The sequence below is a fragment of the Cupriavidus necator A5-1 genome (assembly GCF_000744095.1).
Taxonomy (GTDB): domain Bacteria; phylum Pseudomonadota; class Gammaproteobacteria; order Burkholderiales; family Burkholderiaceae; genus Cupriavidus; species Cupriavidus necator_A.
Window position 1 is genome coordinate 3,529,222 of the sequence record NZ_JQLI01000008.1, and the last position, 26,405, is coordinate 3,555,626.

The following is a 26,405-nucleotide window of genomic DNA, read 5'->3' on the forward strand; positions in this document are numbered from 1 at the left end:
CCAGGTCCGGCAGGCTGGCGGGACATTCTATACGCACCCCTTGACCAGCCTGCACGCAGGCGCTGACCCCTGCGGGCCCGGGCGCATGCCGGCGTATTGTGACGCATCGCCCGGAAAAATAGGCGCCCGGATACAACAACGCCGCGCATGGGCGCGGCGTTGTCGGTAAAGCGGTCCATTCTGTTGCCTGGCCGCAACGGACGCAACCAGGCAGGCGGAGATCAGGACTCGATCAGGATACGCAGCATGCGGCGCAGCGGCTCGGCCGCACCCCACAGCAGCTGGTCGCCGACCGTGAAGGCCGACAGGTACTCGCCGCCCATCTGCATCTTGCGCAGGCGGCCGACCGGAATCGTCAGCGTGCCGGTCACGGCAGCCGGGGTCAGGTCGGTCATGCTGGCCTCGCGCGTATTCGGCACCACCTTGGCCCACGGGTTATGGGCGGCCAGCATGCCTTCGATCTCATCCAGCGGCACATCCTTGCGCAGCTTGATGGTCAGCGCCTGCGAGTGGCAGCGCATCGCGCCGATACGCACGCACAGGCCGTCCACGGCGATCGGCGTGGCGCCGGTCGCACCCAGGAAGCCTTCGCCGCGGCCCAGGATCTTGTTGGTCTCGGCGCCGCCCTTCCATTCTTCCTTGGACTGGCCGTTGCCCAGGTCCTTGTCGATCCAGGGGATCAGGTTGCCGGCCAGCGGCACGCCGAACTGCTTGGTTTCTTCGGCGGACAGGCCGTGCTGGGTCGCCAGGATGGTGCGGTCGATTTCCAGGATGGCCGACGCCGGGTTATCCAGCAGCGACTTCACCGACGCATTCAGCGTGCCGAACTGGGTCAGCAGCTCGCGCATATGCTGCGCGCCGCCGCCCGAGGCGGCCTGGTACGTCATCGAGGTCATCCACTCGATCAGGTCGGCCTCGAACAGGCCACCCAGGCCCATCAGCATGCAGCTGACCGTGCAGTTGCCGCCGATGAAATTCTTGACGCCCTTGGACAGCGCGTCCTTGATCACACCCTGGTTGACCGGATCCAGCACGATGATGGCATCGTCCTTCATGCGCAGCGAGGACGCCGCGTCGATCCAGTAGCCCTTCCAGCCGGCTGCGCGCAGCTTGGGGAAGACCTCGTTGGTGTAGTCGCCGCCCTGCGCGGTCAGCACCACGTCGCACTTCTTCAGTGCGTCGATGTCGTTGGCATCCTTGAGCGTGGTTTCGTTCTTGGCCATGGCGGGCGCCTTGCCGCCGGCGTTGGACGTGCTGAAGAAGACGGGCTCGATATGGTCGAAATCACGCTCTTCCTGCATGCGCTGCATCAGGACGCTGCCGACCATTCCCCGCCAACCGACGAGACCTACAATCATGATTTACCTCGGATGTGATTTTTACTTCCCCGCCATTTTCCTCGCCCGGCGTGGCTGCGCGGGGAAGACGGGCAGGCACGACGAACGGATCTAGGCGATCGCGGTTTTAATAATGGTTTTAATCGTCGTTGCAGTCTGGCCGAGCGAAATCGTGCCGACCGGGCCGCGGGTAGCGGTCAGGGCAGCAACAGCAGTCAGGGTGGACTGGGAAAATCGGGCCATCGGCAGAGTCTACACGATTTTGCGGCGCCGCCGCAGCGTGGAAATCGGGGACAAATAAAACCAAGGGCACCGCGATTGCGGTGCCCTTTCACGTGTGACTTACAGTGCCGCCAGCACCGCGTCTCCCATCTCGCGGGTGCCGACCTGCTTGCAGCCCGGCGTCAGGATGTCGCCGGTGCGGTAGCCCTGGGCCAGCACCTTCTTGACGGCGTTCTCGATGCGGTCGGCCTGGTCGGCGCGGTTCAGCGAGTAGCGCAGCATCATCGCCGCCGACAGGATGGTGGCCAGCGGATTGGCCACGCCCTTGCCGGCGATGTCCGGCGCCGAGCCGTGCGACGGCTCGTACAGGCCCTTGTTGTTGGCATCCAGCGACGCCGACGGCAGCATGCCGATCGAGCCGGTCAGCATGGCGGCCTCATCCGACAGGATGTCGCCGAACATATTGCCAGTGACGATCACGTCGAAGCTCTTGGGCGCCTTGACCAGTTGCATGGCCGCGTTGTCTACGTACATGTGCGACAGCTCGACCTCGGGGTACTCCTTGCTGACCTCGATCACGATGTCCTTCCAGAACTGGAAGGTCTCGAGCACGTTGGCCTTGTCGACGCTGCACAGCTTCTTGCCGCGCTTGGCCGCGGCCTGGAAGGCCACGTGGGCGATGCGGCGGATCTCCGGCTCGCTGTAGCGCATGGTGTCGAAGCCTTCGCGCGCGCCCTTGAACAGGCCATCCGGCGCTTCGCGCACACCGCGCGGCTGGCCGAAGTAGATGTCGCCGTTGAGCTCACGCACGATCAGGATGTCCAGGCCAGCCACCAGCTCGGGCTTCAGACTCGAGGCACCGGTCAGTTCCGGATAGCAGATCGCCGGACGGAAGTTGGCAAACAACTGCAGGTGCTTGCGCAGGCCCAGGATGGCCTGCTCGGGGCGCAGCGCGCGCTCCAGGCTGTCGTACTTCCAGTCGCCCACGGCGCCGAACAGGATGGCGTCGGCTTCCTTGGCCAGCTTCAGCGTGTTCTCCGGCAGCGGATGGCCTTCGGCCTCGTAGCCGGCGCCGCCCACCGGGGCGGTTTCCAGTTCGAACTTCTCGTCGAGCGCGTTCAGGACCTTGACGGCCTCCGCGACGATTTCGGGACCGATGCCGTCACCCGGCAGGACTGCGATTTTCATGCTGTGTCTTCCTTGTTATGACGGTACGGGCTCAGCCGACCAGGCGGTTGTTCAGCCACGGCATCTTGGCCACGCGCTCGGCCTCGTAGGCCTTGATCTTGTCGGCATGGCGCAGGGTCAGGCCGATGTCGTCGAAACCATTGAGCATGCAGTACTTGCGGAACGGCGCGATATCGAACGAATACGACTCGCCGCCCGGCGTCACCACGACCTGCTTGTCGAGGTCTATGGTCAGCTTGTAGCCGTTGAACGCATTGGTCTCGTTGAACAGGTGGTCGACCTGGAGTTCGGTCAGCACCACCGGCAGCAGGCCGTTCTTGTAGCAGTTGTTGAAGAAGATGTCGGCAAAGCTGGGCGCGATCACGGCGCGGAAGCCGTATTGCGTCAGCGCCCACGGCGCGTGCTCGCGCGAGCTGCCGCAGCCGAAGTTGCGGCGCGCCAGCAGGATCGACGCGCCCTGGTAGCGCGGCTGGTTCAGCACGAAGTCCGGGTTCAGCGGACGCTTGCTGTTGTCCATGCCGGGCTGGCCAACGTCCTTGTAGCGCCATTCGTCGAACAGGTTGGGGCCGAAGCCGGTGCGCTTGATCGACTTCAGGAACTGCTTCGGGATGATGGCGTCGGTATCGACGTTCTCGCGGTCGAGCGGCGCCACGAGGCCGCTGTGTACGGTGAACTTGTCCATGTTCTCTTTCCTTACTTCTTCGCCGCGCGCTCGAGCGAGCTGCCGGCGGCCTGCGTGTCCTTGCCCAGGCCGGCCATGGTGTTGCAGCCGGCAAGCTGCAGCATGCCCAGGCATGCCAGCAGTGCGATCAGGGTCCTTTTCATATGCCGTGCTCCGCTTCAGCCCAGCTTGCGGATGTCGACAAAATGGCCTTCGATGGCGGCGGCCGCTGCCATCGCCGGGCTCACCAGGTGGGTGCGGCCACCGGCGCCCTGGCGGCCTTCGAAGTTGCGGTTCGAGGTCGACGCGCAGCGCTCGCCCGGATCGAGGCGGTCGGCGTTCATGGCCAGGCACATCGAGCAGCCCGGCTCGCGCCATTCAAAACCGGCGGCCTTGAAGACCTTGTCCAGGCCTTCGCGCTCAGCCTGTTCCTTGACCAGGCCCGAACCCGGCACCACCATCGCCAGCTTCACGTTGGCAGCAACCTTGCGGCCCAGCTTCTGCACCACCCACGCGGCAGCGCGCATGTCCTCGATGCGGCTGTTGGTGCACGAGCCGATGAAGACCTTGTCGATATTGATGCTCTCGACCGGCACGTTGGGCTGCAGGCCCATGTACTCCAGCGCGCGCTCCATCGCGTTGCGCTTGTTCGGGTCCTTTTCCTTCTCGGGATCCGGCACGCGGTCTTCGATGCTGACCACCATTTCCGGCGACGTGCCCCAGGTGACCTGCGGGCGGACGTCTTCGGCGCGCAACTCGACCACCTGGTCAAAGTGCGCACCAGCGTCGGAATGCAGCGTGCGCCAGTAGGTAACGGCCTGCTCCCACTCCACGCCCTGCGGCGCATACGGGCGGCCCTTGACGTATTCCAGCGTGACGTCGTCCACCGCCACCAGGCCGGCGCGCGCGCCCGCTTCGATGGCCATGTTGCAGACGGTCATGCGGCCTTCCATGGTCAGGTCACGGATGGCCGAGCCGGCGAACTCGATGGTGAAGCCGGTGCCGCCAGCGGTGCCGATCTTGCCGATCACGGCCAGCACGATGTCCTTGGCGGTGCAGCCGCGCGGCAGCTTGCCTTCCACCTTGACCAGCATGTTCTTGGCCTTCTTGCCCAGCAGCGTCTGCGTGGCCAGCACGTGCTCGACTTCCGAGGTGCCGATGCCGTGCGCGAGCGCGCCGAAGGCGCCGTGCGTGCTGGTATGCGAGTCGCCGCACACCACCGTCATGCCCGGCAGCGTGGCGCCCTGCTCCGGCCCGATCACGTGCACGATGCCCTGGCGGTGATCGTTCATCTTGAACTGGGTAATGCCGAAGCTGTCGCAGTTGGCGTCCAGCGTATCGACCTGCAGCTTCGACACGGGGTCGGCAATGCCCTGGCTGCGGTCGGTAGTGGGCACGTTGTGGTCCGACACGGCCAGGTTCGCGCTGATGCGCCACACTGGACGCTGCGCGATCTTCAGGCCTTCGAACGCCTGCGGGCTGGTCACTTCATGCAGCAGGTGACGGTCGATGTAGAGCAGCGTGGTGCCGTCCTCCTCGACGTGGACGGTGTGGTCATCCCAGAGTTTGTCGTAGAGCGTCTTGGCCATGATGCGATGGCGGGCCGGAGGACGGGTCCTTTGCAGGAGAGGTCCGCGGTGACCGCGCAGTAGTTTGCAGGGGTTTTTTGTTCGCTTCGGTCGCGGTGGCGAGCGGTGGGCGACGATGGCGATGATCGCGCCGGAAGCTGCCAGAAGCGAGCGTTATGCGAGCGATATTTCAAGCGTTACTGCGATGCTTGACTTCGCAATCGATTATGCCACAGGGGGTATGGCGATCAGCCCCCTGCCCGGCCCAGGCGGCGGCTGGAATGTAATGTGATTGGCGAAAGGGGGATTTCGTCGTTGACGAAAAGGAGGAGGCCGTCGCCCTGCCCGAGGCGGGACGACGGCCTTTCGGGATCAGCCGCCCAGGTAGGCCGCCTTGATCCGGTCGTTGGCCAGCAGGTTCGCACCGGTGTCGGCCAGCACCACCTTGCCGGTCTCCAGCACATACCCCCGATCCGCCACCTGCAGCGCCTTGTTGGCATTCTGCTCGACCAGGAACACAGTGACGCCTTCGTCACGTATGGTGCGGATGATGTCGAAGATCTGCGCGATGATCAGCGGCGCCAGGCCGAGGGTGGGCTCGTCCAGCAGCAGCAGGCGCGGCCGGCTCATCAGCGCGCGGCCGATCGCCAGCATCTGCTGCTCGCCGCCCGACATGGTGCCGGCACGCTGGCCCGCGCGCTGGTTCAGGCGCGGGAACAGCTTGAACACGTGCTCGATGCCCGCTTCGATCTCGTCGCGCTTGAGGAAGAAGGCGCCCATCTTCAGGTTTTCCAGCACCGTCAGGCTCGGGAATACGCGCCGGCCCTCGGGCGAGATCGCCATGCCCAGCCGCATGATCTCGTGCGTCGAGCGGTTGGTGATGTCCTGCCCTTCGAACAGCACACGGCCTTTAGAAGCACGCGGCGTGCCGCACACGGTCATCATCAGCGTCGTCTTGCCGGCACCATTACTGCCGATCAGGGTGACAATCTCCCCCTTGTTGACTTCGATCGATACGCCCGACAGCGCCTCGACGGCGCCGTAGTGGGTATGGACCTGTTCCAGCTTCAGCATCAGTCCTCTCCCAGGTAGGCCTTGATCACGCGCGGGTCGTTGCGCACGGCTTCCGGCTTGCCGATCACGATCGGCTTGCCGTGCTCCATCACCAGGATGCGGTCGGACACGCCCATCACCAGGCTCATGTCGTGCTCGATCAGCAGCACCGAGATGCCGAACTCGCGCCGCAGCTGGTCGATCAACTGCTGCAGTTCGATCTTCTCCTGCGGGTTCAGGCCCGCGGCGGGCTCGTCCAGCATCAGCAGGCGCGGTTTGGTGATCATGCAGCGCGCGATCTCCAGCCGGCGCTGGTGGCCGTACGACAACGTGCCCGCCTCGCGATTGGCCACCTTGGTCAGGCCCATGCGCTCGAGCCACACCGCGGCGCGCTCCAGCGCCTCGCGCTCGGCGCGGCGGTAGGCCGGCGTGGCGAACAGCCCGCGCAGGATGCCGGACTGCACCTGCAGGTGCTGCGCCACCAGCAGGTTTTCCACCACCGTCAGCGACTTGAACAGGCGGATGTTCTGGAAGGTCCGCACCAGGCCCTTGCGCGCCACCTGGTGGCTGGGCAGGCCGGCAATGGCGTGGCCGTCCAGCGTGACGTCGCCCGCGGTGGGCTTGTAGAAACCGCCCACGCAGTTAAACACCGTGGTCTTGCCGGCCCCGTTGGGGCCGATGATGGCGAAGACCTCGTCGCTGCGCACATCGAATTCAACGCCGTCGACGGCCAGCAGGCCACCGAAGCGCATCTGCAGGCCAGAGACTCTGAGCAGTTCTGCCTGTTGCACCGCTTTTTGCACACTAGTCATCGCGGCAACTCCACGTGGGGACGGCTCGCGGGCAGCAGGCCCTGCGGACGCCACATCATCATCAGCACCATCACCAGGCCGAAGATCAGCATGCGATATTCGGCAAAGCCGCGCGCCACCTCGGGCAACACGGTCAGCAGGATCGCCGCCAGGATCACGCCCAGCTGCGAGCCCATGCCGCCCAGCACCACCACGGCGAGGATCAGCGCCGACTCGATGAAGGTGAACGATTCCGGGTTGACCAGCCCCTGGCGCGCCGCGAAGAACGCGCCGCCGATGCCGGCGAACGATGCGCCCAGCGTGAACGCCGACAGCTTGATGCGGGTCGGGTTCAGGCCCAGCGAGCGGCACGCGATCTCGTCGTCGCGCAACGCTTCCCAGGCACGGCCCATCGGCATGCGGATCAGGCGGCCGGTGACGAACAATGTGAAGCCCACCAGCAGCAGCGCCAGCAGGTACAGGAAGATCACCATATGCTGGCCGCTGTAGTCCAGCCCGATCAGCTCATGGAAGGTCTTGGCACCCTCCACGCTCGCGCTGCGCGCCATCTCGATGCCGAACACCGACGGCTTGGGAATGCCCGAGACGCCGTCCGGACCGCCGGTCAGGCTCGTCAGGTTGTTGGCCAGGAGGCGGATGATCTCGCCAAAGCCCAGCGTCACGATGGCCAGGTAGTCGCCGCGCAGGCGCAGCACCGGGAAGCCCAGCAGGAAGCCGAAGGTCGCCGACATCGCCGCGGCGATCGGCAGGCATTCCCAGAAGCCCAGCCCGAAGTACTGGTTGAGCAGCGCATAGGTATAGCCGCCGATGGCGTAGAAGCCGACATAGCCCAGGTCGAGCAGGCCGGCAAAGCCCACCACGATGTTCAGGCCCAACCCCAGGATCACGTAAATCAGCGCCAGCGTGGCCACGTCGACTGCGCCGCGCGAGCCGAAGAACGGCCACACCAGCCCGACCGCCAGCAGCACCCACACCGCCGTGCGCTGCTCGCGCGCGCCGAGTGCAGGCAGCGCCGGCAGGCGCACCGCGCTGCCGGCACGCGACAGCAGCGGCTTGAACAGCTGGAACAGGAACACCGCCGCCACGGCGATCCACACCGGCCGCCAGTGCGGCTCCAGCACGACCTTGTAGCCTTCCAGCTTGAGCTGCAGGCCCAGGATGGGGATGGTCAGGATGGCCGTCATCACGGCGGCCGTGATCGCGTTCTTAAGCGTCTGCCCCGGCGCGGCACCGCGCGCGGAAGCGGCTTGCCCGGCAGGCAGCGCAGAAATTTCGTTTGTCATTGTCGTGCTCCCCTCAGACCTTTTCCACGTCGGGCTTGCCCAGCAGCCCGGTCGGACGGAACAGCAGCACCAGCACCAGCAGGCTGAACGCGACCACGTCCTTGTACTCGGCCGGCATGTAGCCCGAGGCGAAGGTTTCCGCCAGGCCCAGCAGCACGCCGCCGAGCATCGCGCCCGGGATGCTGCCGATGCCGCCCAGCACCGCCGCGGTGAAGGCCTTGATGCCGGCAATGAAGCCGATGAAAGGATTGAGCTTGCCGATGGTCAGCCCGATCAGCACGCCGCCGACCGCGGCCAGCATCGCGCCCAGCACGAAGGTGAACGAGATCACCTTGTTGGTGTCGATGCCGAGCAGGTTCGCCATGCGCATGTCTTCGGCGCAGGCGCGGCAGGCGCGGCCCATGCGCGAACGGCCGATGAACATGGTCAGCGCGATCATCAGCACCAGCGTCACGCACACGATCAGCAGGCGCGAATACGGCACCGTCACGGTGAAGTCGCCGCCCATCTGGAACTCGATGGCGCCCGAGATCATCATCGGCACGGACACGTCGCGCGCGCCCTGCCCGATCTGGACATAGTTCTGCAGGAAGATCGACATGCCGATGGCGGAGATCAGCGGCACCAGCCGCGGCCCGCCGCGCAGGGGCCGGTATGCCACCCGCTCGACCGCATAGCCGTAGACCCCGGTGACCAGCACCGAGACCAGCAATGCGGCGCCCAGCACCAGCGGCAGCGGGTAGCCTGCCTGGGCACCGATCGCGGTGAGCGTGACCAGGCCGACGTAGGCACCGATCATGTAAATCTCGCCGTGTGCGAAATTGATCATGCCGATGATGCCGTAGACCATTGTGTAGCCGATGGCGATCAGCGCATAGATCGCACCCAGCGTCAGGCCGTTGACCAGCTGCTGGGTGAACTGTGGAAGGAATTCATTCATGGAGGAAGCCTCGAAGGCGCCAGAACTGGCCTCAGCAGGGATGCGCCAAAACCATTCGAACTTGCCAAAGCAAGGTGTTCTCCCTCTCCCCTCATGGGGAGAGGGTTGGGGTGAGGGGTGGTTTAGCTAGGAGCCACTTCAAGCGGGGCCAACGGTCTTATCCAGCACGATGGCTCCGGCCAGCGCCCGCCCTCACCCCCGGCCCCTCTCCCGCAAGCGGGGAGAGGGGGGCACCCCGTCGGGATGCGAATGCCTTAGTTGGCGGCGGTCTTGCTGGCGTCCTTGTGCCAGGTGTAGACCACGAACTTGAAGGACTTCAGGTCGCCCTTGTCGTCGTACTCGACCTTGCCGATCGGGGTGGTAAAGGCGTTCTTGTGCATGTACGCCGCGACCTTGGTCGGGTCGGTGCTCTTGGCCCCGGCGATGGCGTCGCCGATGATCTTGACGGCGGCGTAGGCCGGCATCTGGAACGGACCGTTGGCGTCACGCTTCTTGTCGGCAAAGGCCTTGACCAGCGCGGCGTTGGCCGGGTCGGCCGAGAAGTCGGCCGGCAGCGTCACCAGCATGCCTTCCGAGGACGGGCCGGCGATCGCGGTCACTTCCTTGTTGCCCACGCCCTCGGGGCCCATGAAGGCGGCCTTGACGCCCTGCTCGCGCGCCTGGCGCAGCAGCAGGCCCATTTCCGGGTGGTAGCCGCCGAAGTAGACGAAGTCCACGCCCTGCGATTTGAGCTTGGTAATGACGGCGGAGTAGTCCGAATCGCCGGCGTTGATGCCTTCGAACACGGCGACGGGGATCTTGGCGGCTTCCAGGTCCTTCTTGACCGAGCTGGCGATGCCCTGGCCGTACGACTGCTTGTCGTGCAGCACGGCGACCTTCTTCGGCTTGACCTTGGTGATGATGTACTGGGCGGCGGCCGGGCCCTGCTGGTCGTCGCGGCCGATGGTGCGGAAGATGTACTTGCGCTTCTTGGTCTCGGTCAGCTGCGGCGCGGTGGCCGACGGCGTGACCATCACGATGCCTTCGTTCTCGTAGATGTCGGAAGCCGGGATGGTCGAGCCCGAGCACACGTGGCCGATCACGTACTTGATGTTCTGGCTGACGATTTTGTTGGCAACCGCCACGGCCTGCTTGGGTTCGCAGGCGTCGTCCATCATCACCACTTCGAACTTGTTGCCACCGGCGCCGCCGTTGGCGTTGAGTTGTTCGATCGCGGTCAGCGCACCGGCCTTGACCATGTCGCCATACTGCGCCACCGAGCCGCTCATCGGGCCGGCAATGGCGATCTTCACGGTTTCGGCGTTGGCGGCGGCGCCAAGGGTTGCCAGCACGGCGGCCAGCGAGATGGACTTAAGACGGGACAGCGTCATCAGGAGCTCCTCGATTTTTGTTGGGTCAACCGGGCAGAAACGGTATGACCTGCGCAATCGAACAACACCCGCGGACTACAGAGAAAGACGCCCGAGACGCGGAAGGCGGGCCTGCAAGGAGAGACAGCGTATGCGGGGCCCGGCGTGTGTCAGTCCCCGCTGAGGTATGGGGACCAAGGTTCGGAAAGACAACGTTTGATGCGTTCTCTATTGCGCAAGCGATTCGCCTGCCCCGCTTGCCGCACCGCATGCCGGAAGGGTGGCCCGGCTGCCGTCGGCAAAGCAGCCCGCATTATAGGGTCAAATTCCCTGCGGCAAGCGAGAATTGCACAATAAATGCGGAACTGATTTGGGAGAACGCGACACAAATTTCCACTAATCGCGTCTCAAACCATTCGGGGTGCAATTTCCTGCCCTTGCCGGCGCTGCACTGCACAAGACTGCTGACGCTTCAAAGACAAACGCCCCGGCGGGCCGGGGCGTTTGCAATTGCTGCGCTGCGCAGCGGGACGGGAGACCTGGCGCTTAGCGCTTGGCCAAGTCCGGCACGTCGCGGGTGGCGGCGCCGTTAAACAGCTGGCGCGGACGGCCGATCTTGTATTCCGGATCGGTGATCATCTCCTCCCACTGCGAGATCCAGCCCGGGGTGCGGGCCAGCGCGAAGATGCAGGTGAACAGCGACGTCGGGATGCCCAGCGCGCGCTGGACGATGCCCGAGTAGAAGTCCACGTTCGGGTACAGCTTGCGGCTGACGAAGTACTCGTCTTCCAGCGCGATCTTTTCCAGCTCCATGGCCAGCTTGAACAGCGGGTCGTTGTGCAGGCCCAGTTCTTCCAGCACTTCGTGGCAGGTTTCGCGCATCAGCTTGGCGCGCGGATCGTAGTTTTTGTACACGCGGTGGCCAAAGCCCATCAGGCGCACGCCCGAGTTCTTGTCCTTGACCTGCCTGATGAACTCGTTGATGTTGTCGACGCTGCCGATCTCTTCCAGCATCTTCAGCGCGGCTTCGTTGGCGCCGCCGTGGGCCGGGCCCCACAGGCAGGCCACGCCGGCGGCGATGGCTGCGAACGGGTTGGTGCCCGACGAACCGGCCAGGCGCACGGTCGAGGTCGACGCGTTCTGCTCGTGGTCGGCGTGCAGGATGAAGATGCGGTCCAGCGCACGCTCCAGCACCGGGTTCACGGTGTACGGGGCGCACGGCGTGCCGAACATCATGCGCATGAAGTTGCCCGAGTAGGACAGGTCGTTCTGCGGGTAGATGTACGGCTGGCCGATGTTGTACTTGTACGCCATGGCGACCAGGGTCGGCATCTTGGCGATCAGGCGGATGGCCGAGATCTCGCGCTGGTGCGGATCGTCGATGTCCATGGCGTCGTGGTAGAACGCGCTCATGGCACCCACCAGGCCGGTCAGCACGGCCATCGGGTGGGCATCGCGGCGGAAGCCGCGCATGAAGAACTGCAGCTGCTCGTGGACCATCGTGTGGTTCATCACGTGGCCGATGAATTCATCCTTCTGCTTGGCGTTGGGCAGCTCGCCCTTGAGCAGCAGGTAGCAGACTTCGAGGTGGTTGCACTTCTGTGCCAGCTGCTCGATCGGGTAGCCGCGGTACAGCAGCTCGCCCTTGTCGCCGTCGATATAGGTGATCTTGGAATTGCACGAAGCCGTCGACATGAAACCGGGGTCGTAGGTGAACTTACCGGTTTGTCCGTACAGCTTGCGAATGTCGATCACGTCCGGGCCAACGGTGCCCGTATAAATCGGCAGCTCAACGCTGGGGGAACCATCGGAGAACGATAGCGTGGCTTTCACATCGGACGGCGTCATGTCGGATCCTTCAAATGCTGTGAATAATAATGTTGACCAAAACTCAGACCGTACGCAGCAGGTGCATCACTCGCTGCATCGGGGGCGTGTCGAGCTCACCGTCCAGTTCCTTGCGGGCAAGGAGCAGGTCCATCAACTCGTTGTCGCTGAGTTCGAACAGCACGCTCAGCGAAGCCACGTCCTCGTCGGAGAGGCTCTCCTCGTAACGGTTGAAAAAACGTTCGACGATGATGTCGTTCTCCAGGAGGCCGCGGCGGGCGCGCCAGCGCAAACGTGCGCGCTTGTGCGGATCGGCCTGATGGGAGAAGTTGGTGGCAGGACTCTCAGTCATGGCTTCCTACTTTCGGCGCGCCAGCCAGATATAGCCGCTCTGGCTGACGCGCCGCTTACTACTGCAGACAGCCGCAGGATCAGACCGCGCGGCGGACCATCAGCTCCTTGATCTTGCCGATGGCCTTGGTCGGGTTCAGACCCTTCGGGCACACGTCGACGCAGTTCATGATGCTGTGGCAGCGGAACAGGCGGTACGGGTCGTTCAGGTTGTCCAGGCGCTCGCTGGTGGCCTGGTCGCGGCTGTCCGCAATGAAGCGGTAAGCCTGCAGCAGGCCGGCGGGGCCGACGAACTTGTCCGGGTTCCACCAGAACGACGGGCACGACGTCGAGCAGCTGGCGCAGAGAATACACTCGTACAGGCCATCCAGCTCGTCACGCTCTTCCGGCGACTGCAGGCGCTCTTTCTCGGGCGGCGGCTCGTCGTTGATCAGGAACGGCTTGATCGAGTTGTACTGCTTGAAGAAGTTCGTCATGTCGACGATCAGGTCGCGCACCACCGGCAGGCCGGGCAGCGGACGCAGCACGATGCGGTCCGGCAGCTCGCGCATGTTGGTCAGGCACGCCAGGCCGTTCTTGCCGTTGATGTTCATCGCATCCGAGCCGCACACGCCTTCGCGGCACGAACGGCGGAACGAGATGGTCTCGTCCAGCTTCTTCAGCTTGACCAGCGCGTCCAGCAGCATGCGCTCGTGACCGTCCAGCTCGACCTCGTAGGTCTGCATGCGCGGTGCCGCATCCTTGTCCGGATCGTAGCGGTAGACTTCGAAAATACGCTTCATCTCTGTGGGTCCTGTTGTCTCTACGATGCGGTGCTCAGAACGTACGGGCCTTCGGCGGCACGCTTTCCACCGTCAGCGGTTCCATCTTCACCGGCTTGTAGTCGAGGCGGCTGCCTTCGCTGTAGAACAGCGTGTGCTTGAGCCAGTTCTGGTCGTCGCGGTTCGGGAAGTCGCTGTGCGCGTGGGCACCGCGCGATTCCTTGCGGGCGGCCGCCGAGATCATGGTGGCCTTGGCCACTTCCACCAGGTTGGCCACTTCCAGGGCTTCCACCAGCGCGGTGTTGAAGACCTTGGACTTGTCCTTGAGGTGGATGTTGTTGGCGCGCTCGGACACTTCCAGGATGCGGTCGACGCCTTCGTCCATCAGCTTCTGGGTACGGAACACGCCGGCATGCGACTGCATGTTCTTGCGGATGTCGTTGGCGACGTCCTGCGTGTACTCGCCCGACGACGACGACTGCAGCTTGGCCAGGCGCGACAGCGCGAGGTCGGCGGCGTCGGCCGGCAGCGGCTTGTGTTCCTTCTGCTTCAGGTTCTGCGCGATGATGTGGTTGCCAGCCGCGCGGCCGAACACCACCAGGTCGAGCAGCGAGTTGGTGCCCAGGCGGTTGGCGCCGTGCACCGACACGCACGAGCATTCGCCGATCGCGTAGAAGCCGTTGAGCACTTCGTTCGGGTTGCCGTTCTTCGGCACCACGACCTGGCCGTGGTAGTTGGTCGGAATGCCACCCATCTGGTAGTGGATGGTCGGGACCACAGGGATCGGTTCCTTGATCGCGTCGACGTTGGCGAACTTCAGGCCGATTTCGCGGATCGACGGCAGGCGCTTCATGATGGTCTCGGCACCGACGTGGGTCAGGTCGAGCAGCACGTAGTCGCCGTTCGGGCCGCAGCCGCGGCCTTCCTTGATTTCCTGGTCCATCGAGCGCGAGACGAAGTCACGCGGCGCCAGGTCCTTCAGCGTCGGGGCATAGCGCTCCATGAAGCGCTCGCCGTCCTTGTTGCGCAGGATACCGCCCTCGCCGCGCACGCCTTCGGTGATCAGCACGCCCGCGCCGGCCACGCCGGTCGGGTGGAACTGCCAGAACTCCATGTCTTCCAGCGGCACGCCAGCGCGTGCGGCCATGCCCAGGCCGTCACCGGTGTTGATGAAGGCGTTGGTGGAAGCAGCGTAGATGCGGCCGGCACCGCCAGTCGCGAACAGCGTGGTCTTGGCTTCGAGGATGTAGACCTCGCCGGTTTCCATTTCCAGCGCGGTCACGCCCAGCACGTCGCCGTCCTGGTCGCGGATCAGGTCCAGCGCCATCCACTCGACGAAGAAGTGAGTCTTGGCGCGCACGTTGCGCTGGTACAGCGTGTGCAGCAGCGCGTGGCCGGTACGGTCAGCCGCAGCGCAGGCGCGCTGCACGGGCTTTTCACCGTAGTTGGCGGTGTGGCCGCCGAACGGGCGCTGGTAGATGGTGCCGTCGGCGTTGCGGTCGAACGGCATGCCGAAGTGTTCGAGCTCGTACACGACCTTCGGGGCTTCACGGCACATGAACTCGATGGCGTCCTGGTCACCCAGCCAGTCCGAGCCCTTGATGGTGTCGTAGAAGTGATAGTGCCAGTTGTCTTCGCTCATGTTGCCCAGCGAAGCACCGATACCGCCCTGCGCCGCCACGGTGTGCGAGCGGGTCGGGAACACCTTGGACAGCACGGCCACGTTCAGGCCGGCTTCCGCGAGCTGGAGGGATGCGCGCATCCCGGCGCCGCCAGCACCGACGATGACCACGTCAAAGCGGCGACGCGGCAATCCAGTCTTGACTGCGACCATTTATTACACCCTCCAGAGAATCTGAGCAGCGTAGCCCGCGCAACCGACGAGCCACAGAATCGTAAGAACTTGCAGCACCAGGCGCACGGCCATCGGGCGCACATAGTCCATCCAGATGTCGCGCACGCCGATCCAGGCGTGATACAGCAGCGACAGGATGGTCAGGAACGTGATGATCTTCATCCACTGGTTGGAGAAGAGCCCTGCCCACGCTTCGTACGAAGCGCCGTTCGACAGCAGGAAGGCAATGGCCAGGACCACGGTGAAGACCACCATGATCACGGCCGTGACGCGTTGCGCGAGCCAGTCTTTCAGGCCGTAGTGGGCACCGACGACAAGACGCTTGGGACCGATATTGTTATTTGCCACCTTGATTCTCCTCAGAACAGGCCGAACAGCTTCAGGCCGAAAATCAGGGTAAGCAGCAGGCTGACAACCAGCACGCCGATGGCAGACTTAGCCGAAGCGGGCTTGGAGACGCCGACGTGCACATCCAGCAGCAGGAAACGGATACCGGCGCAGAAGTGATGCAGATAACCCCAGATCAGGGCCAGCAGAACCAGCTTGACGAAGCCGCCGGACAGGAGGGCCGAGAACTTTGCGAAGCTCAGTTCCGAAGTGATGCTCTGCTCGAACAGGTACAGCACGAAGGGAAGGAGGAGGAACATCAGCGCACCGCTGACGCGATGCAGGATGGATACCTTGCCGGCCCAGGGCAACCGGTAGCGCGCAATCTGCGCGATACCGATATTCCGGAACTCCGGCCTGGCTTGTTTGACGGCTTCAGCCATGCGAGACCCCATTAGCGGTAAACAAAGAAACGAAACTGCCATTGCCCTGCATGCAACGGGATGCATTAGGGCAAATCCATGAGATTTTAGCGCCTTTGTTGCGCGCTGCACCAATAATTTTCGCCTATCGGGCACCAACATGGGCCGCCCGACAATCGCACACAATCCACATGTGCCGCCAATGCGGCGCAACATTCACCGCAACGGCGCAACAGCCCTCACCGTCATGACAAAAGCCGCAATAATGCGCACCGGCGCGGGGATCACGCGGTGCGCCGGAGTCAGCTCAGGTCGTTCTGGTAATAGTGCCGGGCGGTGACATACAGGCCGCGGCGCACCTCGACGGGACGGTCGCCATACGTGTATGACACCCGCTCGACCGACAGCAGCGGCGAGCCCACCGGCACGGACAGCAACTCGGCCGCCGTCTCGTCGGCGGCCACAGCGCGAATCTTTTCCGAGGCGCGGATCATGCGTGTGCCGAACTCGGCCTCGAACAATGCATACATGGGGCCCTTCCACTCGGTCAGCTTTTCAGCCGTCAGGCCCTTGAAGTTGGCGCCGAGCAGCCAGATTTCGTCCAGCACGGTCGACTCGCCGGAGAATGTCAGCACACGGCGGATCTGCACCACGCTGTCGCCGGTGCGGATATCCAGCAGCCGGGCGATCTCGGCGGGCGCGCGCAGGCGCTTGCATTCCAGCACATGGCTGGCGCCATAATGGGGTTCGCCTTCGTCGGGGACGAGGCGCAGGAAGCGGAACTTGACCACGTCTTCATGGTGCGTGGTCACGAAGGTGCCCTTGCCCTGCCGGCGCGCCACCAGGTTCTCGGCGGCGAGCTCGTCGATGGCCTTGCGCACTGTGCCCTGGCTGACCTTGTAGCGCGAGGCCAGCTCCATTTCACTGGGGATCATCTCGCCCGGCTTCCATTCGCCGGACTGCAGGCTGCGCGTAATCAGCGCCTTGATCTGCTGGTAGAGCGGGCTGAAGGTGGGCGATGGCACGGCGTTGGCGGCTTGCGGGGCGGTTTGCGAAACCAGCGGCTGCGCCGGCGAAGATGACGGAGGCGGCTGCGTCCCGGCGCCGGGCGTGGCGGCGCCAGATTCCTGTGCGCCGGGGGCGGTCGCGCCGGTCAGGGACGTAGGCAGGGAGGACATAGCGGGATTTCACCACAAAACGGCGAGAGGCGTCCAGCCTGATCTTAATTGTCTTATGTCTTATATAAGACATATGAATTGACAGTAAGGGAGGCGCGGCCTACACTCGCGCTGGTCCACGCCCGTGGAGGCCTGCCAGTGCCCGCCGGTGCCCGCCAGATCGGGCCCAGCCCCGGTGCAAGCCGGCCCGGTCTGCGTTCCGCCCTGGAATTCGGTCTGGAAATGGCGCCACGCTTCGCAGTAGACTTACGCTTCGTTGCATCACCATGACCCGTTGTGGCTCTCCCTCACCGGTTCCGCCCCGTGGCCTCGCCACCTGGCTCCGGCGGACGGCCGCTCCCCGCTGTGGCGACAACCAGCACCCGGTGACGTGCCGCCACTTGTACCACGGCAGCGCGCAACCGACCGGTTTCCCCCCATCTATCGTTTGGAGATTTACTCATGGCTAAAGCCCCAATGCGCGTCGCAGTGACCGGCGCCGCTGGCCAGATCGGCTACTCCCTGCTGTTCCGCATCGCCAATGGCGACATGCTGGGCAAAGACCAGCCGGTCATCCTCCAACTGCTCGACCTCCCGCAAGCCCAGCAAGCCGTCAAGGGCGTGGTGATGGAACTGGAAGACTGCGCCTTCCCGCTGCTGGCCGGCGTGGTCATCACCGATGATCCCAAGGTTGCCTTCAAGGACGCCGACGTCGCCCTGCTGGTGGGCGCCCGTCCGCGCAGCAAGGGCATGGAGCGCAAGGACCTGCTCGAAGCCAACGCCCAGATCTTCACGGTGCAGGGCAAGGCACTGGACGAAGTCGCCAGCCGCAACGTCAAGGTGCTGGTGGTCGGCAACCCGGCCAACACCAATGCCTACATCGCCATGAAGTCGGCCCCGAACCTGCCGCGCGAGAACTTCACCGCGATGCTGCGCCTGGACCACAACCGCGCCCTGTCGCAAATCGCCGCCAAGACCGGCAAGCCGGTGTCGTCGATCGAGAAGCTGTTCGTGTGGGGCAACCACAGCCCGACCATGTACGCCGACTACCGCTACGCCACCGTCGACGGCAAGAGCGTCAAGGACCTGATCAACGACCCGGTGTGGAACAACGACGTGTTCCTGCCGACCGTCGGAAAGCGCGGCGCCGCCATCATCGAGGCCCGTGGCCTGTCGTCGGCTGCCTCCGCCGCCAACGCCGCCATCGACCACGTGCGCGACTGGGTGCTGGGCACCAACGGCAAGGTCGTCACCATGGGCATCCCGTCGAACGGCGAGTACGGCATCCCCGCCGACACCATGTTCGGCTACCCGGTGACCACCGCCAACGGCAAGTACGAAATCGTCAAGGGTCTGGAGATCGACGCCTACAGCCAGGAAAAGATCAACATCACCCTGAACGAACTGGAAGAAGAAAAGGCCGGCGTGCAGCACCTGCTGGGCTGATCTTCCGCTCGAGGAAAGACCAGGGCAAAGACCGGGGTTCCGCAACGATTCAATCGGTGCGGACCCCGGTTTTTCATATTGGGGCGTTACGCTAGTGTCTGCCCCTTCCCTTCAACCAACGATCCGAACCAACGTGCATCCTTCCGAGGTCTTGTTCCAGGGCGAAGCCATCCCGGTCCAGCTGCCGGTGTGTGACCACTATGCGGGCAGCGAAAAGCTGATGCGCAAATCGCTTGCCCTGCAGCAAGAGCTTGGGGCCATCTTCGACATCACCTTCGACTGCGAGGACGGCGCCGCCGTCGGCCAGGAGCGCGAGCACGCCGAGCTGTGCGCGCAGTTGATCAGCAGCCCGCTGAATGCGCACAACCGCGTGGGCGTGCGCATCCACGATCCGTCGCACCCGCACTGGCGCCAGGACGTCGACGTGCTGGTGCGCGCCGCCGGCGCCCGGCTGGCCTATGTGGTGGTGCCCAAGGTCACCGACGTGGTCGAAGTTGCGCGCGTGACCGACCATGTCAACCAGGTGGCGCGCAATGCCGGCATCGCCCGCCATATCCCGATCCATGCGCTGATCGAGACCCATGCCGCGCTCGAACAGGCCTTCGATATCGCCGCGCTGGTGCAGGTGGAGTGCCTGAGCTTCGGCCTGATGGACTTTGTTTCGGCGCACCACGGCGCCATCCCGGGCGAGGCCATGCGCTCGCCGCAGCAGTTCGAGCATCCGCTGATCCGCCGCGCCATGCTGGAGATCTCCGCCGCCTGCCACCGCCATGGCAAGGTGCCGTCGCACAACGTCAGCACCGACGTGCAGGCGCCGCAGCGAGCCGGCGACGATGCGCTGCGCGCGCGCAGCGAGTTCGCCTACCTGCGCAAGTGGAGCATCCATCCGGGCCAGATCGCGCCGATCGTCGCGGCATTCCGCCCCGGTGCGGAGGAAATCGGCGCCGCCAGCCAGATCCTGCTGGCGGCGCATGAAAACAACTGGGCCCCGATCCGCCACGATGGCCAGTTGCACGACCGCGCCAGCTATCGCTATTACTGGTCGCTGCTGCAGCGCGCGCAGGCGACCGGCACGCCGCTGCCGGCCAACGTGGAAGCGCTGTTCTTCGCCTGAAACAAGACCAACACAAAATCAAGGACGCGCCCCGAAGGAGACACGGATGGCCGCTTCGAAGACCGCTGCACCAACGCCGGCTGAACCGACGCCTGCGCCCAAGCCCAAGAAATCCGTCGCGCTGTCGGGCGTGACCGCCGGCAATACCGCGCTGTGCACGGTCGGCCGTACCGGCAACGACCTGCACTACCGCGGCTACGACATCCTCGATATCGCCGACACCTGTGAATTCGAGGAAATCGCCCACCTGCTGGTGCACGGCAAGCTGCCCACCAGGACCGAGCTGGCCGCCTACAAGGCCAGGCTCAAGTCCCTGCGCGGCCTGCCCGCCAACGTCAAGGCCGCGCTGGAATGGGTTCCCGCCAGCGCCCACCCGATGGACGTGATGCGCACCGGCGTGTCGGTGCTCGGCACCGTGCTGCCGGAAAAGGAAGACCACAACACCCCGGGCGCGCGCCATATCGCCGACCGCCTGATGGCCAGCCTCGGCTCGATGCTGCTGTACTGGTACCACTACAGCCATAACGGCCGCCGCATCGAAGTGGAAACCGACGACGACTCCATCGGCGCCCACTTCCTGCACCTGCTGCACGGCGAGAAGCCGTCGGCGCTGTGGGAGCGCGCCATGCACACGTCGATGATCCTGTACGCGGAGCACGAGTTCAACGCCTCGACCTTCGCCGCGCGCGTGGTCGCCGGCACCGGTTCTGACATGTACTCGGCCATCTGCGGCGCGATCGGCGCGCTGCGCGGCCCCAAGCATGGCGGCGCCAATGAAGTGGCGTTCGAGACCCAGAATCGCTACGACAATGCCGACGAGGCCCAGGCCGACAGCACCCGCCGCGTCGAGAACAAGGAAGTCGTGATCGGCTTCGGCCACCCGGTGTACACCATCAGCGACCCGCGCAACCAGATAATCAAGGAAGTGGCGAAGAAGCTGTCGAAGGACGCCGGTTCGATGAAGATGTTCGACATCGCCGAACGCCTGGAAACGGTAATGGGGGACATCAAGAAGATGTTCCCGAACCTGGACTGGTTCAGTGCGGTGAGCTACCACATGATGGGCGTGCCGACGGCGATGTTCACGCCGCTCTTTGTGATCGCGCGCACTTCCGGCTGGGCCGCGCATGTGATCGAACAGCGCATCGACAACAAGATCATCCGCCCGAGCGCCAATTATGTGGGCCCTGAAAACCGCAAATTCGTCACCATCGGCAAGCGCAAGTGAACCCGGACCGACCAGGCGTCCCAATAATGTAACGAAAGGCCAGAGCACTACGCCGCTCCAGGCAAATCGTAGAGAATAGCGGCGGAAATCCATCCCAGGCCGCCGCCGGATGTGACGGCGGCGATGACACAAATCAGATTTCGGAATCCGAAAGGTACTCACAAAATGAAACATCTCGTCCTTGCCGCCTGCATCGGCGCCTTCACCCTGACCACCGCTACCGCCGTCATGGCGCAGGAACCGGCCAAGAAGACCACCACCACCAAGAAGAAGGCTTCGACCAAGAAAAAGGCTGCCGCCGCCGAGACCGCTGCCGCGGCCACCCCGACCGGCGAAAAGTGGCAGTGCGAACTGGGCAACAGCCTGTATATCTCCGGCGACATGCTACGTGACGAAGTCCTGACCGTGCACTGGCAGGGCAAGGACTACAAGCTGCCGCGCCAGTCCACCGTGACCGGCGCCGACCGCTACTACGACGCCCGCACCGGCCTGGACCTGGTTGTGATCCCGAGCAAGGCCATGCTGTTCAACAAGAACCTGGGCCAGCGCCTGGCCGACGACTGCCAGAGCGCCGCCATGCAGGCCGGCGCCGCGGCCCCGACCCAGGCCGGCGGCCTGCGCGCGCCGGTGACCAGCCCGCTGCTGGTCGCGCCCGCCGGCGGCCAGCCGCAGCAGCCGTCCGACGCCAGCCAGCAGTCCGCCGCACCCAAGCAGTAAGTCCGTACAGGGCGCCGGCGGCCGACTGAATTCCGGCCGGCGGCGCCCTTTTTGCCTTTCCGGGCGGGAAAATCCGCCCGGAAAGGCAAGTTGTCGTGCCAGCGCAGGGGCTGCGCCGGGGCCCGGCCGATCCGAACCGGGTGGCGGCAAAGCCGCGCGGCGGTTAGAGTATGCAGTTGCAGTGCGCTGCCGACCTCGGACCGCGGTCATCGCCGCGGCAGCGCACCGGGGTCTAGATTCAGGTCCGAGCCAAATGCCATCGCATCATCCTTCGATCGGAGTACGGCAATGCCCCATAACCTAGAAAACACGCTAAAAGAATTCAAGATCGGCCCTTCCGCAAAGGGCCAGTTTTATTCCCTCCCCCAGCTGGGCGAGGAGCTGGACCTGGCGATCGGGCGCCTGCCGGTGTCGATCCGCGTGGTGCTGGAATCGGTGCTGCGCAACTGCGACGGCAAGAAAGTCACCGAAGAGCACGTCAGGCAGCTGGCCAGCTGGAAGCCGACCGCCGAGCGGATTGACGAGATTCCCTTCGTGGTGGCCCGCGTGGTGCTGCAGGACTTCACCGGCGTGCCGCTGCTGGCCGACCTGGCCGCGATGCGCAACGTGGCCGAGAAGATGGGCAAGAACCCCAAGCAGATCGAGCCGCTGGTGCCGGTGGACCTGGTGGTCGACCACTCGGTGCAGATCGACCACTTCCGCGAGAAGAAGGCGCTGGACCTGAACATGCAGCTGGAATTCAAGCGCAACAACGAGCGCTACCAGTTCATGAAGTGGGGCATGCAGGCCTTCGATACCTTCGGCGTGGTGCAGCCGGGCTTCGGCATCGTGCACCAGGTCAACCTGGAATACCTGGCGCGGGGTGTGCACAAGAAGGACGGCGTCTACTACCCTGACACGCTGGTCGGCACCGACTCGCACACCACCATGATCAACGGCATCGGCGTGGTCGGCTGGGGCGTCGGCGGCATCGAGGCCGAAGCCGGCATGCTGGGCCAGCCGGTGTACTTCCTGACGCCGGACGTGGTCGGCGTGGAGCTGACCGGGCGCCTGCGCGAAGGCGTCACCGCCACCGACCTGGTGCTGACCATCACCGAGATGCTGCGCAAGGAAAAGGTGGTGGGCAAGTTCGTCGAATTCTTCGGCGAAGGCACAGCCAGCCTGTCGGTGCCGGACCGCGCCACCATCGGCAACATGGCGCCTGAATATGGCGCCACCATGGGCTTCTTCCCGGTCGACGAGAAGACCATCGACTACTTCCGCGGCACCGGCCGCACCGACGAGGAAATCGCCGCGTTCGAAGGCTACTTCCGTGCCCAGAATATGTTCGGCATCCCGCAGGCGGGCGAGATCGACTACAGCAAGACGCTGAAACTGGACCTGTCCACCGTGGCGCCGTCGCTGGCGGGCCCGAAGCGCCCGCAGGACCGCATCGAGATCGGCAACGTCAAGAGCACCTTTGCCTCGCTGTTCAGCAAGCCGGTGGCCGAGAACGGCTTCAACAAGGATCCGGCCGACCTGGATCGCAGCTACACCACCGCCGACGGCATCGAAGTGAAGAACGGCGACGTGCTGATCGCCGCCATCACCTCGTGCACCAACACCTCCAACCCGAGCGTGCTGCTGGCGGCCGGCCTGCTGGCCAAGAAGGCCGTCGAAGCCGGCCTGGAAGTCGCGCCGCATATCAAGACCTCGCTGGCCCCGGGCAGCCGCGTGGTGACCGAGTACCTGCAGGCCGCCGGCCTGCTGCCGTACCTGGAGAAGCTGGGCTTCGGCGTGACCGCCTACGGCTGCACCACGTGCATCGGCAACGCCGGCGACCTGACGCCTGAGCTGAACGAGGCCATCACCAACAACGACCTGGTGGCGGCCGCAGTGCTGTCGGGCAACCGCAACTTCGAAGCCCGCATCCACCCGAACATCCGCGCCAACTTCCTGGCCTCGCCGCCGCTGGTGGTGGCCTACGCCATCGCTGGCAATATCCAGCGCGACCTGATGACCGAACCCGTCGGGAAGGGCAAGGGAGGCAAGGATATCTGGCTGGGTGACATCTGGCCGACCTCGGAAGAAATCAATGCGCTGATGAAGTTCGCGATGAATGCCGGCACCTTCAAGACCAATTACGAGCAGGTCAAGAAGCCGAGCAAGCTGTGGGGCGCGATCCAGGGCACCAAGGGCCAGGTCTACGACTGGCCCAAGTCCACCTACATCGCCGAGCCGCCCTTCTTCCAGGACTTCAGCATGGAACCGGCGGCCACCGCGTCCAGCGTGCGCGGCGCGCGCGCGCTGGGCATCTTCGGCGATTCCGTGACCACCGACCACATCTCGCCGGCCGGCTCGATCAAGGACACCTCGCCCGCGGGCAAGTACCTGCTGGCGCACGGCGTGCTCAAGGCCGACTTCAACAGCTACGGCTCGCGCCGCGGCAACCATGAAGTGATGATGCGCGGCACCTTCGCCAACGTGCGCATCAAGAACCTGATGATCCCGCCCAAGGCGGACGGCGCGCGCGTGGAAGGCGGCCTCACCATCCACCAGCCCACCGGCGAACAGATGTCGATCTACGACGCGGCCATGAAGTACATTGCCGAGGGCACGCCCACGGTGGTGTTCGGCGGCGAGGAGTACGGCACCGGCTCGTCGCGCGACTGGGCCGCCAAGGGCACGCAGCTGCTGGGCGTGAAGGCCGTGGTGGCACGCAGCTTCGAGCGCATCCACCGCTCCAACCTGGTCGGCATGGGCGTGCTGCCGCTGCAGTTCAAGGGCAGCGACAGCGCGCAGACGCTGGGCATCACCGGCAACGAGACCTTCGATATCGAAGGCATCGAGGGCGACCTCAAGCCGCAGCAGGACGTGGTGCTGGTGATCAAACGCGCCAACGGCGACGTGCAGCGCGTGCCGGTGCTGCTGCGCATCGATACGCCGATCGAAGTCGACTACTACAACCACGGCGGCATCCTGCCGTTCGTGCTGCGCCAGCTGCTGGCCGCCTGAGCGCGCCCGTACGCCTGCAACGGCTGACGCCGCCTGCCTGAGCCCTGCTTGAGGGGCCGCGGCAGGCGGCGTTTTTCATCGGGGCACGGTTTGCGTCCCCGGCATCACCCCCGACGCCGGCCGCGCGCGTGTAAGTTCCATGCAAGCCAGCCCTGCCACACTGTGTTTCACTAAAACAATGGTCAGGACGACAGGGACCGGCCCAGCCCCCCTGCGACGGACCCGGCCGGGCCCCGCCCGGCATCCGCCAGAAACAGGAGACAACAGCATGGCAAAGATCCTCATCGCATTCATTATCATCGCCGGCGCGGCCCTTTACCTGCTAACCAAGGGCGGAAGCGACGTGTCCATCTCCGGCGAACAGCACGGCGTCGAAACCCACACCCCTGCCGCACCCGCCGCTTCCGCCGCACCGGCCCAGAAATAACGCGGACGAATAACGCGGACGACCAGCGCGCGCGCACCGATAAGCACCGCCGCTCCGCATGAAGCGGCCTGCTTGTCAACGCAGCGAGTAGAATACCGTTTTACGCATAAACGGACGGTTTCTTTCTATGGCAGGTTTTCGCCCCAAGACTTCCCCACGTCTTTCGCCTGACGCCGAGCGTCTGGTGGCCGATGCGCTCGCCCTCGACGCCTCGGGCAGCCGCATGGAGGACGGGTATTGGGAACGGCGGCTGTCGCAGCGCCTGGGCCGCCTGTTGAAGAACGGGAGCCAGACCGCGCTCGACGCGGCGCTGGAACACCTGTTCAAGCACAACGCAGACGCCTCCGACGTGCTCGCCGAACAGGCCGAGACCCTGGCCGAGTCGGCCACCATCGAGGTCGACGGCCAGCGCTATGATGCGCTGCTGATCGCCGCCCCGATCCTGGCGCATACGCGCTACGCCATTCCCTCCGGCTCGCTCAAGCCCGAGCTGGCGCAGACGCTGGCGGTGCACCTGCAGGCACACGTGCTGGCCACCGGCACCAAGGTCTCGCTGTCACCGTACCTGTACAGCATCGACCAGCTGCCGCGCACGCACAGCGACACCTTCGCGCTGACGCACAAGCTGGCCGCGGCCGCGCTTGCCGGCTCGGTGCCCAAGGTCGACCTGCGCGACCTGCCCGAGACCGCGCCGATCCTGGCCGACCCGCGCTACCTGCTGGCGGTGGTGGTCGCCCCGCACGAGCAAGGGCTGTTCCGCTGGCAGGAAGACGCCAAGGATCACCATGCCGAGCGTTCGATCTGCCTGGAGCAATGGCGCAGCCAGGTCCAGCCTTCGGTAGCGCTGCTGCTGCCGGGCTGCGAGTTCGAGCTGCTGCTCCCCGACGCCTTCTTCCTGTCCTGCCGCGAGTCCGACAAGAGCATCCGCCCGCTGACGGTGCGCGCCGCGGTCAACTACCTGTGCGGCACGCTCGATATCTCCGCCGGCCAGCTGGCCGCGGTCGTGGCGGCGTTCGGCGAGGAAGTGGTCGAGGAATACCGTGTGGGCTTTACCATGCGCGGCGAAAAGGACGTGATCTACGGCATCGTCTGGCCGGTCTACGGCCGCGAAGCCGGCGAGGTCGACGCCGACGAGAAAGGCAACCCGCTCGAGCAGATCTGCGAAGAGCTGCGCAACGCGGGCGTGGAAGATATCTTCCGGCACGCCGCGCTGTTCGATCCGGAGTATTGCGAGGATTGCGGCACGCCGCTGTATGCGGACCGCAATGGCGAGATCGTGCACGCCGAGCTGCCCGAGGATGCGCCGACGCAGCAGCCGCTGTTCCACTGATCTTTCCACTTGCCGCTTGTGTGCTCCCTCTCCCGC

General features: G+C 64.9%; 26 protein-coding genes. 8 read left to right on the top strand and 18 right to left on the bottom strand.

Annotated elements, in window-relative coordinates:
• Positions 1–221: 221 nt before the first annotated feature.
• The 6 genes from asd to leuC all read right to left on the bottom strand — a co-directional run bounded on the left by asd (position 222) and on the right by leuC (position 4,997).
• Complete coding sequence (gene asd, locus K307_RS40440; RefSeq protein ID WP_042886629.1) at positions 222–1,358, bottom strand: aspartate-semialdehyde dehydrogenase; 1,137 nt, start codon at positions 1,356–1,358, stop codon at positions 222–224.
• Positions 1,359–1,448: 90 nt separating this feature from the next.
• Complete coding sequence (locus K307_RS50525) at positions 1,449–1,580, bottom strand: hypothetical protein (RefSeq protein WP_013957414.1); 132 nt, start codon at positions 1,578–1,580, stop codon at positions 1,449–1,451.
• A 99-nt stretch (positions 1,581–1,679) separates the two neighbouring features.
• Positions 1,680–2,747 carry a 3-isopropylmalate dehydrogenase gene (gene leuB, locus K307_RS40445; RefSeq protein WP_042886630.1) on the bottom strand — a complete coding sequence of 356 codons (1,068 nt, stop codon included), beginning with the start codon at positions 2,745–2,747 and terminating at the stop codon, positions 1,680–1,682.
• Between the two features lie 31 nt (positions 2,748–2,778).
• Positions 2,779–3,429 (bottom strand): 3-isopropylmalate dehydratase small subunit, encoded by a 651-nt coding sequence (gene leuD, locus K307_RS40450; protein ID WP_042886631.1) that lies wholly within the window; start codon positions 3,427–3,429, stop codon positions 2,779–2,781.
• Between the two features lie 11 nt (positions 3,430–3,440).
• Positions 3,441–3,572 (bottom strand): entericidin A/B family lipoprotein, encoded by a 132-nt coding sequence (locus tag K307_RS40455; RefSeq protein WP_022535977.1) that lies wholly within the window; start codon positions 3,570–3,572, stop codon positions 3,441–3,443.
• Positions 3,573–3,587: 15 nt separating this feature from the next.
• Entirely contained in the window at positions 3,588–4,997 is a 1,410-nt protein-coding gene (gene leuC / locus K307_RS40460; RefSeq protein WP_042886632.1) for a 3-isopropylmalate dehydratase large subunit, read from the bottom strand.
• Positions 4,998–5,112: 115 nt separating this feature from the next.
• Here leuC and K307_RS40465 point away from each other — a divergent pair, with 115 nt between their 5' ends.
• Positions 5,113–5,268, top strand: a complete 156-nt coding sequence (locus K307_RS40465; RefSeq protein ID WP_155301368.1) for a hypothetical protein — start codon at positions 5,113–5,115, stop codon at positions 5,266–5,268.
• Between the two features lie 80 nt (positions 5,269–5,348).
• Here K307_RS40465 and K307_RS40470 read toward each other — a convergent pair whose 3' ends face one another.
• The 12 genes from K307_RS40470 to K307_RS40525 form a co-directional block, all read right to left on the bottom strand.
• Positions 5,349–6,050 (bottom strand): ABC transporter ATP-binding protein, encoded by a 702-nt coding sequence (locus K307_RS40470; protein WP_042886635.1) that lies wholly within the window; start codon positions 6,048–6,050, stop codon positions 5,349–5,351.
• Complete coding sequence (gene livG / locus K307_RS40475) at positions 6,050–6,841, bottom strand: high-affinity branched-chain amino acid ABC transporter ATP-binding protein LivG (RefSeq protein ID WP_042886636.1); 792 nt, start codon at positions 6,839–6,841, stop codon at positions 6,050–6,052. Before livG ends, K307_RS40470 begins: the two co-directional genes overlap by 1 nt.
• Positions 6,838–8,124, bottom strand: coding sequence for a high-affinity branched-chain amino acid ABC transporter permease LivM (locus K307_RS40480; RefSeq protein ID WP_051975402.1), 1,287 nt, complete (start codon positions 8,122–8,124; stop codon positions 6,838–6,840). The genes livG and K307_RS40480 overlap by 4 nt, the downstream gene beginning before the upstream one ends.
• A gap of 13 nt (positions 8,125–8,137) precedes the next feature.
• Positions 8,138–9,064: a high-affinity branched-chain amino acid ABC transporter permease LivH gene (livH, locus tag K307_RS40485; protein WP_042886637.1), complete on the bottom strand. Its 927-nt coding sequence runs from the start codon at positions 9,062–9,064 to the stop codon at positions 8,138–8,140.
• A gap of 254 nt (positions 9,065–9,318) precedes the next feature.
• Positions 9,319–10,434 carry a branched-chain amino acid ABC transporter substrate-binding protein gene (locus K307_RS40490; protein WP_042886638.1) on the bottom strand — a complete coding sequence of 372 codons (1,116 nt, stop codon included), beginning with the start codon at positions 10,432–10,434 and terminating at the stop codon, positions 9,319–9,321.
• Between the two features lie 525 nt (positions 10,435–10,959).
• Entirely contained in the window at positions 10,960–12,261 is a 1,302-nt protein-coding gene (gene gltA, locus K307_RS40495; protein WP_042886639.1) for a citrate synthase, read from the bottom strand.
• 43 nt (positions 12,262–12,304) lie between these two features.
• A complete protein-coding gene (locus K307_RS40500) occupies positions 12,305–12,592 on the bottom strand; it encodes a succinate dehydrogenase assembly factor 2 (RefSeq protein ID WP_042886641.1) in 288 nt (95 codons plus the stop codon).
• 79 nt (positions 12,593–12,671) lie between these two features.
• Positions 12,672–13,373 carry a succinate dehydrogenase iron-sulfur subunit gene (locus tag K307_RS40505; RefSeq protein ID WP_011298473.1) on the bottom strand — a complete coding sequence of 234 codons (702 nt, stop codon included), beginning with the start codon at positions 13,371–13,373 and terminating at the stop codon, positions 12,672–12,674.
• A gap of 34 nt (positions 13,374–13,407) precedes the next feature.
• The gene (gene sdhA / locus K307_RS40510) at positions 13,408–15,186 is read right to left on the bottom strand and encodes a succinate dehydrogenase flavoprotein subunit (RefSeq protein WP_042886643.1); all 1,779 of its coding nucleotides are present in this window, start codon (positions 15,184–15,186) and stop codon (positions 13,408–13,410) included.
• Positions 15,187–15,189: 3 nt separating this feature from the next.
• Complete coding sequence (gene sdhD / locus K307_RS40515) at positions 15,190–15,555, bottom strand: succinate dehydrogenase, hydrophobic membrane anchor protein (protein ID WP_010814617.1); 366 nt, start codon at positions 15,553–15,555, stop codon at positions 15,190–15,192.
• 11 nt (positions 15,556–15,566) lie between these two features.
• Entirely contained in the window at positions 15,567–15,977 is a 411-nt protein-coding gene (gene sdhC, locus K307_RS40520; protein ID WP_042886644.1) for a succinate dehydrogenase, cytochrome b556 subunit, read from the bottom strand.
• Positions 15,978–16,258: 281 nt separating this feature from the next.
• Entirely contained in the window at positions 16,259–17,134 is an 876-nt protein-coding gene (locus tag K307_RS40525; RefSeq protein ID WP_042886645.1) for a GntR family transcriptional regulator, read from the bottom strand.
• A gap of 441 nt (positions 17,135–17,575) precedes the next feature.
• Between K307_RS40525 and K307_RS40530 the strand changes: the two genes are divergently transcribed.
• The 7 genes from K307_RS40530 (at position 17,576) to K307_RS40555 (ending at position 26,369) form a co-directional block, all read left to right on the top strand.
• Positions 17,576–18,559, top strand: coding sequence for a malate dehydrogenase (locus K307_RS40530; RefSeq protein WP_010814614.1), 984 nt, complete (start codon positions 17,576–17,578; stop codon positions 18,557–18,559).
• 133 nt (positions 18,560–18,692) lie between these two features.
• On the top strand, positions 18,693–19,673 hold the full coding sequence (locus K307_RS40535) for an HpcH/HpaI aldolase/citrate lyase family protein (RefSeq protein WP_042886646.1): 981 nt from the start codon (positions 18,693–18,695) through the stop codon (positions 19,671–19,673).
• 46 nt (positions 19,674–19,719) lie between these two features.
• Positions 19,720–20,901 carry a bifunctional 2-methylcitrate synthase/citrate synthase gene (gene prpC / locus K307_RS40540; RefSeq protein ID WP_042886648.1) on the top strand — a complete coding sequence of 394 codons (1,182 nt, stop codon included), beginning with the start codon at positions 19,720–19,722 and terminating at the stop codon, positions 20,899–20,901.
• 165 nt (positions 20,902–21,066) lie between these two features.
• The gene (locus tag K307_RS40545) at positions 21,067–21,618 is read left to right on the top strand and encodes a hypothetical protein (protein ID WP_042886649.1); all 552 of its coding nucleotides are present in this window, start codon (positions 21,067–21,069) and stop codon (positions 21,616–21,618) included.
• Between the two features lie 288 nt (positions 21,619–21,906).
• On the top strand, positions 21,907–24,612 hold the full coding sequence (acnA, locus tag K307_RS40550; RefSeq protein WP_042886650.1) for an aconitate hydratase AcnA: 2,706 nt from the start codon (positions 21,907–21,909) through the stop codon (positions 24,610–24,612).
• A 268-nt stretch (positions 24,613–24,880) separates the two neighbouring features.
• A complete protein-coding gene (locus tag K307_RS48705; RefSeq protein WP_022535993.1) occupies positions 24,881–25,039 on the top strand; it encodes a hypothetical protein in 159 nt (52 codons plus the stop codon).
• Between the two features lie 127 nt (positions 25,040–25,166).
• The gene (locus K307_RS40555; protein ID WP_042886652.1) at positions 25,167–26,369 is read left to right on the top strand and encodes a DUF2863 family protein; all 1,203 of its coding nucleotides are present in this window, start codon (positions 25,167–25,169) and stop codon (positions 26,367–26,369) included.
• Positions 26,370–26,405: the final 36 nt, after the last annotated feature.

Bases quoted from the DNA above. Each gene is read 5' to 3' on its own strand.
- asd (WP_042886629.1), bottom strand. From the start codon at position 1,358: ATGATTGTAGGTCTCGTCGGTTGGCGGGGAATGGTCGGCAGCGTCCTG.
- K307_RS50525 (WP_013957414.1), bottom strand. From the start codon at position 1,580: ATGGCCCGATTTTCCCAGTCCACCCTGACTGCTGTTGCTGCCCTGACC.
- leuB (WP_042886630.1), bottom strand. From the start codon at position 2,747: ATGAAAATCGCAGTCCTGCCGGGTGACGGCATCGGTCCCGAAATCGTC.
- leuD (WP_042886631.1), bottom strand. From the start codon at position 3,429: ATGGACAAGTTCACCGTACACAGCGGCCTCGTGGCGCCGCTCGACCGC.
- K307_RS40455 (WP_022535977.1), bottom strand. From the start codon at position 3,572: ATGAAAAGGACCCTGATCGCACTGCTGGCATGCCTGGGCATGCTGCAG.
- leuC (WP_042886632.1), bottom strand. From the start codon at position 4,997: ATGGCCAAGACGCTCTACGACAAACTCTGGGATGACCACACCGTCCAC.
- K307_RS40465 (WP_155301368.1), top strand. From the start codon at position 5,113: ATGGCGATGATCGCGCCGGAAGCTGCCAGAAGCGAGCGTTATGCGAGC.
- K307_RS40470 (WP_042886635.1), bottom strand. From the start codon at position 6,050: ATGCTGAAGCTGGAACAGGTCCATACCCACTACGGCGCCGTCGAGGCG.
- livG (WP_042886636.1), bottom strand. From the start codon at position 6,841: ATGACTAGTGTGCAAAAAGCGGTGCAACAGGCAGAACTGCTCAGAGTC.
- K307_RS40480 (WP_051975402.1), bottom strand. From the start codon at position 8,124: ATGACAAACGAAATTTCTGCGCTGCCTGCCGGGCAAGCCGCTTCCGCG.
- livH (WP_042886637.1), bottom strand. From the start codon at position 9,064: ATGAATGAATTCCTTCCACAGTTCACCCAGCAGCTGGTCAACGGCCTG.
- K307_RS40490 (WP_042886638.1), bottom strand. From the start codon at position 10,434: ATGACGCTGTCCCGTCTTAAGTCCATCTCGCTGGCCGCCGTGCTGGCA.
- gltA (WP_042886639.1), bottom strand. From the start codon at position 12,261: ATGACGCCGTCCGATGTGAAAGCCACGCTATCGTTCTCCGATGGTTCC.
- K307_RS40500 (WP_042886641.1), bottom strand. From the start codon at position 12,592: ATGACTGAGAGTCCTGCCACCAACTTCTCCCATCAGGCCGATCCGCAC.
- K307_RS40505 (WP_011298473.1), bottom strand. From the start codon at position 13,373: ATGAAGCGTATTTTCGAAGTCTACCGCTACGATCCGGACAAGGATGCG.
- sdhA (WP_042886643.1), bottom strand. From the start codon at position 15,186: ATGGTCGCAGTCAAGACTGGATTGCCGCGTCGCCGCTTTGACGTGGTC.
- sdhC (WP_042886644.1), bottom strand. From the start codon at position 15,977: ATGGCTGAAGCCGTCAAACAAGCCAGGCCGGAGTTCCGGAATATCGGT.
- K307_RS40525 (WP_042886645.1), bottom strand. From the start codon at position 17,134: ATGTCCTCCCTGCCTACGTCCCTGACCGGCGCGACCGCCCCCGGCGCA.
- K307_RS40530 (WP_010814614.1), top strand. From the start codon at position 17,576: ATGGCTAAAGCCCCAATGCGCGTCGCAGTGACCGGCGCCGCTGGCCAG.
- prpC (WP_042886648.1), top strand. From the start codon at position 19,720: ATGGCCGCTTCGAAGACCGCTGCACCAACGCCGGCTGAACCGACGCCT.
- K307_RS40545 (WP_042886649.1), top strand. From the start codon at position 21,067: ATGAAACATCTCGTCCTTGCCGCCTGCATCGGCGCCTTCACCCTGACC.
- acnA (WP_042886650.1), top strand. From the start codon at position 21,907: ATGCCCCATAACCTAGAAAACACGCTAAAAGAATTCAAGATCGGCCCT.
- K307_RS48705 (WP_022535993.1), top strand. From the start codon at position 24,881: ATGGCAAAGATCCTCATCGCATTCATTATCATCGCCGGCGCGGCCCTT.
- K307_RS40555 (WP_042886652.1), top strand. From the start codon at position 25,167: ATGGCAGGTTTTCGCCCCAAGACTTCCCCACGTCTTTCGCCTGACGCC.